This window comes from Nocardia sp. JMUB6875 (assembly GCF_041154655.1).
In the GTDB taxonomy this organism is placed as follows: Bacteria; Actinomycetota; Actinomycetes; order Mycobacteriales; family Mycobacteriaceae; genus Nocardia.
In genome coordinates this window covers 24258-34272 of the sequence record NZ_BAAFGR010000077.1, presented here as the reverse complement: position 1 = coordinate 34272, position 10015 = coordinate 24258, and the positions used below count along the sequence as shown (strand labels likewise).

The following is a 10015-nucleotide window of genomic DNA, read 5'->3' as shown; positions in this document are numbered from 1 at the left end:
GGGGTGGATCGTAGGGGCGGGGGAGCGGGGCCGATCCGGCCGTCCCGGTCTCGAGTAGCGCCAGCAGCGCCGGCTCGAGGCCGTGCCGGGCCAGGGCGCGGGTGAGGGCGCGGCGCATGTGCTGGTCGGGTTCGCGCCAATCGCGGATCGCCCAGATCACCGGGGCCCGCCAGCAGGTGAGGGCCCGCACCACCAGGTCCGGGTCGCCGAGCTGTTCGGCCAGGCTCAGCGCCCGATCGCGCTCGACCCTGGCCTCCCGGTGCCGATTGTCGTAGGCCAGCGCCGTCACCAGCGCGCACTTGGTGCGCAGCAACGCGATTCGGTCCGGCACCGGCGCGTGATCGGCATCGTGCCGAGCCAGGCGGTGCAACTCGATCGCCGACCGCAGCAGTCCGACGCTCGCGCTGCGCATCCCGCGCCGACTCCGCCGCTCGGCCGCCCGCTCCACGTATTCGATGGCCCGCAAAGCCGTTTCGGCAGTGGCGCCGTGGACGGCATGCCGGGCCAGCACGTCGGGGTCCCGCGCCACGGCGGAGAACTCCTCGGCCCGCTGCTCCAGCAACTCCAGTGCCGCCCAATGCATCCGGCCGCGCCGCAATGGCGGAATGCTCAGGTATACGGCATCGCGTATGAGCGCGTGCGCGAACCGGATCCCGCCGCTGCAGCCCGAATCCACCAGCCCCACCGCCTCGGCCGCCGCCACCAGATCGATGACGGCGTCCTCGTCCAGCCCCGCTGCCGCGCTCAGAATCGCCAGATCGACGCTTTCGCCCCAGATCGACAGCTGTCGCAGCACCTCGGTCACCCCGTCCGGCAACTGCGCGATCCGATCCTCGATGAACTCCCGGATCGAATCCGGCACCTCATCCATTTCCCCATGCGCGGCAAGCGCTTTCGCCACCTCGCGTACGAACAGTGGATTTCCGCCCGTCCGTCGATGCAACTGTTTCAGCGTTTCCGCGTCGACCTCGCTCAACCCTGCCGCCCGCGCCGTCCGCTCGGTCCCCTCGAGATCGAGCCCGCTGAGCTCCAACCACGCCGCCGTGTACTGGGCCAGCGCGGCGACCGTATTGTGCGTCCCCTGCGCCGCTTCCGACCTCCGCAAAGTCACCAGCACGAACACCGGTTCGTCCCGCAACCAGCTGACCACCTGCCGCAACACCTGCAGGGTCGCCGCATCCCCCCGCTGCACGTCCTCGAGCAGCAACGCCAGCGGCCCGGAAACCGCTGACCGACGGCTCTTCTCGGCGATCGCGCGCGCCAGCGTGAAGGCATCGCCCGCAATGGCTCCGGTCGCGTCCGGGCGGCCCGTCCGCGCGGCCCGGCGACCGGGCTCGGCTTCGATGTCCTCGGCCGTCGCAATCGCCGGACTGGTCTCGGTCGAAGGTCCCGGCTTCGCTCGCTCACACGCCTCCAGCGCGGTGAGGATCTCCGACCACGCCCACGCGAGCGGCGCACCCTCGATCTCGGGGCATACCCCGGTCACAGCGCTCCATCCCGCGGTCCCCAGCGCCGAGAGAACGGCGTCGGCCAGCACGCTCTTGCCGATTCCGGCCTCGCCCGCCACCCATGCCAGGCGCAGCCGCCCGCCCCGGGCCTCCTCGGCGATGCCCAGCAGCTCCGACAGCTCGGCGAGATAGCCGGTGGCGCAGTGGGATTCGAGAGCAGTACGCTCGATTGCCGACGCGCCGCCGATGACCGCCGCCGCACCCTGCGGTGGCGCGAGATCGGCCCTGCCGGTCGGTGGCCGGTCGCCGGCGGGATCCGATGTGCCCGTGCCGGAACCGATCTCGGGCTGTCGCGGACCGATGGACCCGGCGGCGGGCGTGAGCGTCGCGGAATGGTTGAGGATGGCTATTTCGAGTTGGCGCAGAGTCGGATTCGGGTCGACACCATATCTTCCGGAGAGGAATTCACGGGAGCGCCGGATTGTGGTGAGCGCCTCCAATTGCTGGCCCAGTTGATATTGCGCCAGCGCGAGCAGGCGCACTATTTCCTCGCGCCCCGGATGGTCTTCGAAGATCTGGCGGAGTTTGCGCACGACTTCACCGGCCCGGCCGAGTTCGAGTTCGGTGTGGGCGTTGAGTTCCACCGCGGTGAGATGGAGGTCGGTGAGCCGGTCGGCCTCGGCGGCGGCCCAGTCGGCGTCGGCGAAGGCCTCCAGGGCCGGTCCGTGCCAGAGCGCGAGGGCGGTCTCGAGCAGGGCATGGCGCTCGGCCGGGTCGGTGTGGATCTCGCGATTGCCGACAAGTTCCCGGTAGGTCCGCAGTTGTTGTTCGAAATGCCAGGCGTCGACGGCGTTCTCGGGAATCTCCAGCGCATATCCGGACAATTTGGACACGATGAAACGGGAGGGCGCGCGCCGGGCGCGCTGCGGCTCGAACAGCCGCCGCAGATTGTGGATGTGCACCTGCAGCACCGCGGCCGCCTTGGGCGGCGGATGTCCCGCCCACAGGTCGTCGATCAGGCGTTCAGTACTCACGACCTGGCCACGGGCCACGATGAGGCGACCCAGCACCGCGCGTTGCATGGGGGTGCCCAGGGCGATATCGCGGCCGTCGACGGACAGCTGCAGCGGGCCGAGAACTCTCAGCTCCGCGCCTGCCATCGGTATCCTCCTGCGACCGGAAGCGAACTGGTCGTTCGCCGCAAGAAGAGCACTATCCCGCAAAAACCTGAAGATGCCAAAAGGTTGCCGAATAGTTGTCGGATAGTTACGGACGGCCGCGTCCATGAAGAAGACCGTGTGGTACGCAACTTTGTTGCTAATGCTAACAGTTCGATTGCGTCACACAACCCGGCTGGAAGACGGCCGAAAGTCGAGGCGACGATACTTCTGACTGGAAGCAACCTGAGATAAGGGGATGGTTGGTGTGGTGAAGCGATTGGATTCTCCCCGGGGAATGGGTGAGGCCGGTACCGAACCTCAGGACACCGGCATGTACGTCGACCGCGACGGCGATATCTGGGAGAAGCAGGAAGACGGCTGGCGCCTGATTCTGCAGCGCGGCGTCGAGGTCGATCCCATGTCGCTGTGGGATTGGACCGAGGGGCACGTCCGCGATTACGCGCCCTTCATGCCCGTCGTCGCCGCGATGCGCTGAATCCCGGTCGTGACGCACTGAATCCGTCTCGGCTACCGCCTATTTCGGCACCAGCGCGCCGCTGAGGTGGTCGTAGGCCACCTGCGCGTGCAACCGCACCCCGGTGACCAGGGTGTCGTCGTCGGCGTAGAAGTGCGGATTGTGGTTCATGAACAGCCCGCGCCCGCCCGGGACCGGGAACGGCATTCCCGTCGCGGGATCGAGCTGCGCGTCCTGCACGCCCAGCGTCACGTACAGCCCGCCGTACTTGTTGACGAATTCCGAGACGTCGTCGTACCCGAGCGTCGGCGGGGTCGGCACCACCTTGTCGGCCCCGGCCACCCGCCGGAAGGTGGGCAGCGCGACGTCCATCCAGGCCTGCTCGTTGTGCACCGCGGGCACGTCCTGCAGGAATTCGACTGTGCCCGAACAGTTGTAGGCCTGTGCGGAGTTGACGGCGAGGGTCCGCAGCCGCTGCTGCACCTCGGCCATATCGCTCTCCACCGAGCAGCGGATGGTGCCCCACAGCGTCACGGTCTGGCCGATGATGTTGAACCGCCCGACATCCTCGACGTGCCCGATGCTCACGGTCACCGGATCGAAGGCGCTGACCTGCCGGTAGATCTGCCCGACCCCGGTGAGGATGGCGCCCGCGGCGGGCATCGGGTCGATGCCCATCCACGGCGTGGACCCGTGCACCTGCTGCCCGGTGAGGGTGATCTTGACCAAGCAGGACGCCCCGAACTGATTGCCGACCCGATATCCGATGTAGCCCTTGGGAAATGGCGTCACGTGGAAGCCGAAGGCCATGGTGGGCGCCGGATGGTCGAGGGCGCCCTCGGCGAGCATCTCGCTCGCGCCGCCCTTCTCCTCGACCGGCGGCCCCTCCTCGGCGGGCTGGAATACGAAAAGCACGGTGCCGGGCAGCTTTTCGCGTACCCCGGCGAGCACGGTGGCCGCGCCCATGAGCATCGAGGTGTGGCAGTCGTGCCCGCAGGCGTGCGAGACCGGGAACGGCCCGCCGGGATAATTCTGGTCCACCACGTGCGAGGCGAACGGCACCCCGCACAGGTCCGGCACAGGCAGCGCGTCGATGTCGGCGCGCAGCGCGATGATCCGCTCGCCGGGCTGCCCGCCGCGCAGCACGCCCACGACGCCGTGTCCGGCGATGCCGGTGCGAACCTCGTCCAGGCTCAACGATTTCAGGTGATCGGTGATCAGCGCCGCGGTCTCGACCTCGCGGTTGGAGAGCTCGGGATGCTGGTGCAGATGCTGCCGCCAGCGCACCACCTGCGGCGCGACCGCGGCGGCGCCGGCGTCGAGTTCGTCGTGGATCGTGCTCATCGAGACTCCGCTCTATCGGAACAAAGTCGTCACGGCACTTGCCGTCCGCGCCGAGGCTACTACTGTGGAACCCGAGTTCGCCATCCGTTAGCTGACGCGTCGGCAGGCTCGTTGTCGAAATGAAGCGTGCCGAGGCGTCATCCCGAGCCGCGAGGTGACCATGACGCAGGGTTGGCCCAGTTCGATGGGTTCTTTTGATTCCTTCGACGACATCTTCAACCGCTTCTTCGGATCCGGAATGTCCCGCCAGCCCCCGGTGCAGCGCATCGATCTGAGTCGTTTGCTGAGCGAGAGCGCCAAACAGGTCGTCGATGAGGCGCGCCAGGCCGCACACGACTGGGGCAGCACCGAGATCACCCCCGAGCACCTGCTCTACGCGGCCGCGAACGTCGAACCGGCCAAGAGCATCATCGCCGAAATCGGCCGGGACCCAGAGCAACTCCGCAAGCAGATGCGGACGGCCGCGGGCAGCGGCGTCGGGGCGCACGGCGGCGAGCACGCCCTGGCGTTGAGCCCGGCCGCCAAGCTGGCCCTGCGCAATTCGCAGCGCAGCGCGGCCGAGGCGGGGAGCAGCTACATCGGGCCCGAGCATCTGCTGCTCGGCATCGCGAGCCTGCCCGACAGCCCGGCCGCCCAGGCCCTCTCCGGCGCGAAGATGCCCGCGGCGACCCAGGCCGCCAAGGAACCCTCGGAGACGCCGACCCTCGACGAGTACGGCCGCGACCTCACCGCCGAAGCGCGCGCGGGCAAGGTGGATCCGGTGGTCGGGCGCGCCGAGGAGATCGAGCAGACCGTCGAGATCCTCTCCCGGCGGCGCAAGAACAATCCGGTGCTCATCGGTGATCCCGGCGTCGGCAAGACCGCCATCGTGGAGGGCCTGGCCCAGCGCATCGTCAACGGCGATGTCCCCGAGACGCTCGCCGACCGCCGCGTCATCGCCCTGGACGTGAGTTCCATGGTGGCGGGCAGCAAGTACCGCGGCGAATTCGAGGAGCGGCTCACCAAGGTGCTCGACGAAGTGCGCGCGCACTCCGACGAATTGGTGGTCTTCATCGATGAGCTGCACACCATCGTGGGCGCGGGCGGCGGTGGCGAGGGCTCGATGGACGCCGGCAATATGCTCAAGCCCGCGTTGGCCCGCGGTGAGCTGCACGCCATCGGCGCGACCACCATCGACGAGTACCGCAAGTACATCGAGAAGGACGCCGCGCTCGAGCGGCGCTTCCAGCCGGTCATGGTGTCGGAGCCGTCGGTGGCCGACACCATCGAGATCCTGCGCGGCCTCTCGGACGTGTACGAGGAACACCATCAGGTGCGCTATCTGGACGAGGCGCTGGTCGCGGCCGCCGAGCTGTCGGACCGGTACATAACCGACCGGTTCATGCCCGACAAGGCCATCGACCTGGTGGACCAGGCGGGCGCGCGGGTGCGGCTGCGCGAGCGCACCCCCGATCCGAAGGTGCGGGAGCTGGAAGACAAGCTGGCGCACCTGAATCGGGAGAAGGACGCCGCGGTCGCCGCGGAGGACTACGAGAAGGCCAACAAGATCAAGGCCGAGATCGCCAAAACCGAGAAGAAGACCGCCGACGAGGTGGACCGCACCTCGATCCCGACGGTCGAGATCACCGATATCGCCGAGGTGGTGTCGCGGCAGACCGGCATCCCGGTCGCCGACCTCACCACCGAGGAGCGGGCGAAACTGCTGAAGCTGGAACACGATCTGCATCAGCGGGTGGTCGGGCAGGAGGAGGCCATCGTCGCGGTCGCCGAGGCGGTGCGCCGGGCCCGCGCCGGGCTCAAGGATCCCAACCGGCCCGTCGGGTCGTTCCTGTTCCTGGGCCCCACCGGTGTCGGCAAGACCGAGCTGGCGAAGGCGTTGGCGGAGACCGTGTTCGGTGACGAGGACCGGCTCATCCGCTTCGATATGAGCGAGTTCCAGGAGAAGCACACGGTGGCGCGGCTGGTCGGCGCGCCGCCCGGATACGTGGGCTACGACGATGCCGCGCAGCTCACCGACAAGGTGCGCCGCCAGCCGTACTCGGTGATCCTGTTCGACGAGGTCGAGAAGGCGCACCCGGACGTGTTCAACGTCCTGCTGCAACTCCTCGACGACGGCCGCGTCACCGATTCCAAGGGCCGCACCGTCGATTTCAAGAACACCATCGTCATCCTCACCAGCAATATCGGCTCCGACCTCATCCTCTCGGCGAAAGACGGTGACCTGGAAGCGATCACACCGCAACTGGAGGAGCGCCTGCGCAAGCAGTTCCGCCCCGAATTCCTCAACCGCCTCGACGAGCAGATCATCTTCCACCGCCTCGACAAGTCCCAGCTCCGCAATATCGTCGGCCTGGTCCTCGACGGCACCCGCCGCCGCCTGCACGCCCAGGACATCGCCCTCGACGTCTCCGACAAGGCGATGGATTGGCTGGCGGACAACGGCTACCAACCCGAATTCGGCGCCCGCCCGCTCCGCCGCACCGTCCAGAAGCAACTCGACAACGCCCTGTCCAAGAAGCTGCTCGAGGGTTCACTGGCCCCCGGCGACACGGTCCGTATCGACGCCGACGACGACGGCCTCCAAATCGAAGCAATCCACCACACCGGCGGCAAGAAGACCGACGCCAAGATCACCGAGGAATCGATCGCCACCGTCGGCAAGGGCGGCAAGTCGAAGGCCGCCAACGGAAATGGCCACAGCAAGAACGGCCATGCCAAGACCGCCGGTAAGTCATCCTCGGCCAAGAGCTGAACCGAATTCCCGAGTGCCGCGCCGGAATCATTCCGGCGCGGCACTTTTCGTTCCGGTCACTGCTGGGCGGTTACGGTCATGCGGGCATAGCCGATCGTCTGACGGTTCAGAGCGAAGGCCGCGAGGGCGGGTGGGGTATTCGCGGGCAGGCCCAGCGTGGGGGTGCTCAAGGCCAGGACGGTGATCCAGTAGTGGTGGGTGCCGTCGCCGGTGGGTGGGCAGGGGCCGAGGTAGCCGGTGATGCCGAGGTCGTTGGTGCCGGAGATGGCGTTGGGAGCGGCGGCAAGGTCGGTTGACGTGGCGGGGATGTCCCAGGCCAGCCAGTGCCAGAAGCCGCTGCCGGTGGGGGCGTCGGGGTCGAACATGGTGACCGCGAAGCTTTTCGCGTCCGCGGGTGCGCCGGACCACTGCACCTTCGGGGCCTGGTTGCCGCCCTGGCAGCCGTTGGAGTTGGCCCACAGCGTTTGCGGCATGGCCTGTCCGTCCTTCAGATCCGGGCTGGAGACGTCGAACTTCTTGGCAGAATCCGGGATGCCCGACCGAACCGTCGGGGTGCCCGCCGACGTGGTCTTCGCGTGTTCGGAGTGGTCGGTGCTCGATCCGCAGGCCGTGGTGCCGACGGCCACGGCCGCCAGGACGCCGCAGGCGGCGGCGAGGGAGCGGGAAGTGCGGTTCACGTGGATATTCTCCCACCGCGTCCAAATCATGAAATGCAAATCCCGATATATGGGATGAATTCGGGCGCAGCCCGGCATGTCGGTCCGGGTGGGTCGTGCACCGTTTTTGAATTTGGGTTAATTTCTAGGCATGGATCATGATCGCGACGCCGCGCCGCTGCCCCTGGGCGACCTCGTCGCCGACGGGCCCTTCCCGCCGCATCACCCCGGCTGTTTCGGCTGCGGCCCCGCGAACCCGGCCTCCCCGGGCATCGCCTTCGAACGCCGCGGCGACACGGTCGTGGGCACCTTCACCATGGACGAGCGCCACCAGGGCGCACCGGGCGTCGCCCACGGCGGCATTGTCGCCGCCGCCTTGGACGACGCGTGCGGCGCGATCCTGGTCCCCCTGCGCCAGCCCGCCGTCACGGTCAAGCTCGACGTCGACTTCCACGCCCCCGCCCGCCTGTTCCGCGACTACGTGGTGACCGCGGTGCTCGCCGCCCGCGAGGGCCGCAAACTCTTCATCGACACCACGCTGACCGGTGGCGACACCGTGATCGCCACCGGCCGAGCGATTTTCGTGACCGTCGCCAGTGAGCACTTCTTCAGCCTCGGCGCGGAACCCGGCGACCTGGCCAGCCTCGGCGTCTAACGCAACCGGCGGATATCCCCGCGCACCCGATAGAACCCGCCACGCGCCGACTCGGTCACCGCGTCGACCACATACCGCGCCCCGACCTCGCGAATCTCGCGGGGGAACTGCACATTCCAGCCCCGCTGGTACCCGGCCGACACCACGTGCACGCGCAGGTGCGCGCCTTCCTGGACACACTCCACCACGATCCCGTCCCCGGCATCCGCGGTGATTTCCACTGTGGCGCTGGGCGTTACGGCCGAGATCTCGGGAGCCTTCACCGAAAGCGTCTGCGGCAGCACGCCCTGCTCGGCATTCCCGATGGCGGGCTGACTGACATCGAGGCAGGCCAGGGTGCCATTCGTGGTGACGAGATACAGCTTCTCGTCGTGGTACTGCATGCTGTACGCCGAACCGCAGCCGGTGGCCAGCTTCCACAGCCGAGTGCCCGCCGAATCGAAGCAGTACACCGACGAGTGATTGTCACCCGCGAACACGTAGCGGCCGTCCGGTGAAGTGGCACAGGAGAATACGGCCGCATCGCACTGATAGGTCCGCTCGGAGCGTCCGTCCTTGGCCACCATGCGCACCTGCCGGTGGACGGTGCCCGCGTAGACCGCGTCGGCCTCCTGCCAGCCGAACAGCACCGCGCCGCCCGTGCCGACATCCCACTTCTGCGCGCCGGTGTTCAGGTCGTAGGTGGTGACGCCGTTCGAATGCCCGTGGTACACACCGTCGTTGTCGATGCGCACCATCCACCCGGAGCCGCCGCTGGAGCGCCGCGTCCACAGCGACTCCTCCTCGTGGTCGATGACGGTCAGCCCGCCCTCCCGGTCGGAGACGCCGAGGATGCCGTCGTGGATGTCGAGCCAGTAGATATCGACATTGGCGGCGATATCGTAGGCCGCCCGCGGCACCTTCCCGGTCAGGTCGTAGACCCGGCCGTCATCGCAACCCGCGTAGATCCAGAAGTCATCGGCGACAATGCATTTCACGGCGTCCGGCAGCCGGAACCGCCCGGTCACCTCACCGCCGGGCGTCAGCGTGAAGACGTCGCCGTTCTCGTTGCCGACCCAGCAGCGCTCCTCGTCGACGAAGATCCCGAAGGCCGCCGCCCCGGAATCGAAGGTCCACAGCACCGGCGCCTTCTTGGCCGTCGACCGCTGGCTGACGATGGCCCGCCGCGTGACCGGCCGTTTCCCGCGTGCCCCCATCACCGCGGGCGCGTACCCCTTGCGCATCTTCTCGCCGACCTTCTTGGCCGCCGCCGCGCGCGCTTTCTCCACTGTCGCAAACGAACTCACCTGCCGCTGCCCGGCGTCCCCGATGCGTCCGTACCGGATGGTCACCTGGGTCCCCGTCACGATGACCTCGTAGAACTTGTGTGCCGAACCAGTGTCCTGGGACAGCTCCAGGTAAGTGATTTCCCCGCCGCTCATGCCGTACTCCGTGCTTCGCGCTCAACTCGATGTGCCGCGAAAATTAACAAGGCCCACCGACATTCGGCGTTCTGCCGAGGTCGGTGGGCCTTGAGGAGCGCTGG

The 10015-nt window shown here is 68.0% G+C and carries 7 protein-coding genes; 3 read left to right on the top strand and 4 right to left on the bottom strand.

The genetic code is table 11. The annotated features are described in order from the left end of the window. On the bottom strand, positions 1-2608 hold a 2608-nt coding region (locus ACAM49_RS20810), incomplete at its 3' end, for a BTAD domain-containing putative transcriptional regulator (RefSeq protein ID WP_369637203.1). A gap of 295 nt (positions 2609-2903) precedes the next feature. Here ACAM49_RS20810 and ACAM49_RS20805 point away from each other — a divergent pair. Continuing rightward, positions 2904-3104, top strand: coding sequence for a hypothetical protein (locus tag ACAM49_RS20805; RefSeq protein ID WP_369637202.1), 201 nt, complete (start codon positions 2904-2906; stop codon positions 3102-3104). 39 nt (positions 3105-3143) lie between these two features. Here the strand turns inward: ACAM49_RS20805 and ACAM49_RS20800 are convergent, their stop codons facing one another. Beyond that, the gene (locus ACAM49_RS20800) at positions 3144-4427 is read right to left on the bottom strand and encodes a M20 family metallopeptidase (protein WP_369637201.1); all 1284 of its coding nucleotides are present in this window, start codon (positions 4425-4427) and stop codon (positions 3144-3146) included. Positions 4428-4587: 160 nt separating this feature from the next. Here ACAM49_RS20800 and ACAM49_RS20795 point away from each other — a divergent pair, with 160 nt between their 5' ends. Further along, the gene (locus ACAM49_RS20795) at positions 4588-7179 is read left to right on the top strand and encodes an ATP-dependent Clp protease ATP-binding subunit (RefSeq protein ID WP_369637200.1); all 2592 of its coding nucleotides are present in this window, start codon (positions 4588-4590) and stop codon (positions 7177-7179) included. 56 nt (positions 7180-7235) lie between these two features. On the opposite strand, the gene ACAM49_RS20790 is transcribed toward ACAM49_RS20795, so the two are convergent. Next, positions 7236-7856, bottom strand: a complete 621-nt coding sequence (locus ACAM49_RS20790) for a YbhB/YbcL family Raf kinase inhibitor-like protein (RefSeq protein WP_369637199.1) — start codon at positions 7854-7856, stop codon at positions 7236-7238. Positions 7857-7986: 130 nt separating this feature from the next. Between ACAM49_RS20790 and ACAM49_RS20785 the strand changes: the two genes are divergently transcribed. Then, complete coding sequence (locus ACAM49_RS20785) at positions 7987-8490, top strand: PaaI family thioesterase (RefSeq protein WP_369637198.1); 504 nt, start codon at positions 7987-7989, stop codon at positions 8488-8490. On the opposite strand, the gene ACAM49_RS20780 is transcribed toward ACAM49_RS20785, so the two are convergent. Continuing rightward, the gene (locus tag ACAM49_RS20780; protein ID WP_369637197.1) at positions 8487-9911 is read right to left on the bottom strand and encodes a WGR domain-containing protein; all 1425 of its coding nucleotides are present in this window, start codon (positions 9909-9911) and stop codon (positions 8487-8489) included. The genes ACAM49_RS20785 and ACAM49_RS20780 overlap by 4 nt on opposite strands. Positions 9912-10015: the final 104 nt, after the last annotated feature.

What these genes read in the sequence shown, in the direction of transcription:
- ACAM49_RS20785 (WP_369637198.1), top strand. Translation starts at nt 7,987, where the DNA reads ATGGATCATGATCGCGACGCCGCGCCGCTGCCCCTGGGCGACCTCGTC.
- ACAM49_RS20795 (WP_369637200.1), top strand. Translation starts at nt 4,588, where the DNA reads ATGACGCAGGGTTGGCCCAGTTCGATGGGTTCTTTTGATTCCTTCGAC.
- ACAM49_RS20780 (WP_369637197.1), bottom strand. Translation starts at nt 9,911, where the DNA reads ATGAGCGGCGGGGAAATCACTTACCTGGAGCTGTCCCAGGACACTGGT.
- ACAM49_RS20800 (WP_369637201.1), bottom strand. Translation starts at nt 4,427, where the DNA reads ATGAGCACGATCCACGACGAACTCGACGCCGGCGCCGCCGCGGTCGCG.
- ACAM49_RS20805 (WP_369637202.1), top strand. Translation starts at nt 2,904, where the DNA reads ATGGGTGAGGCCGGTACCGAACCTCAGGACACCGGCATGTACGTCGAC.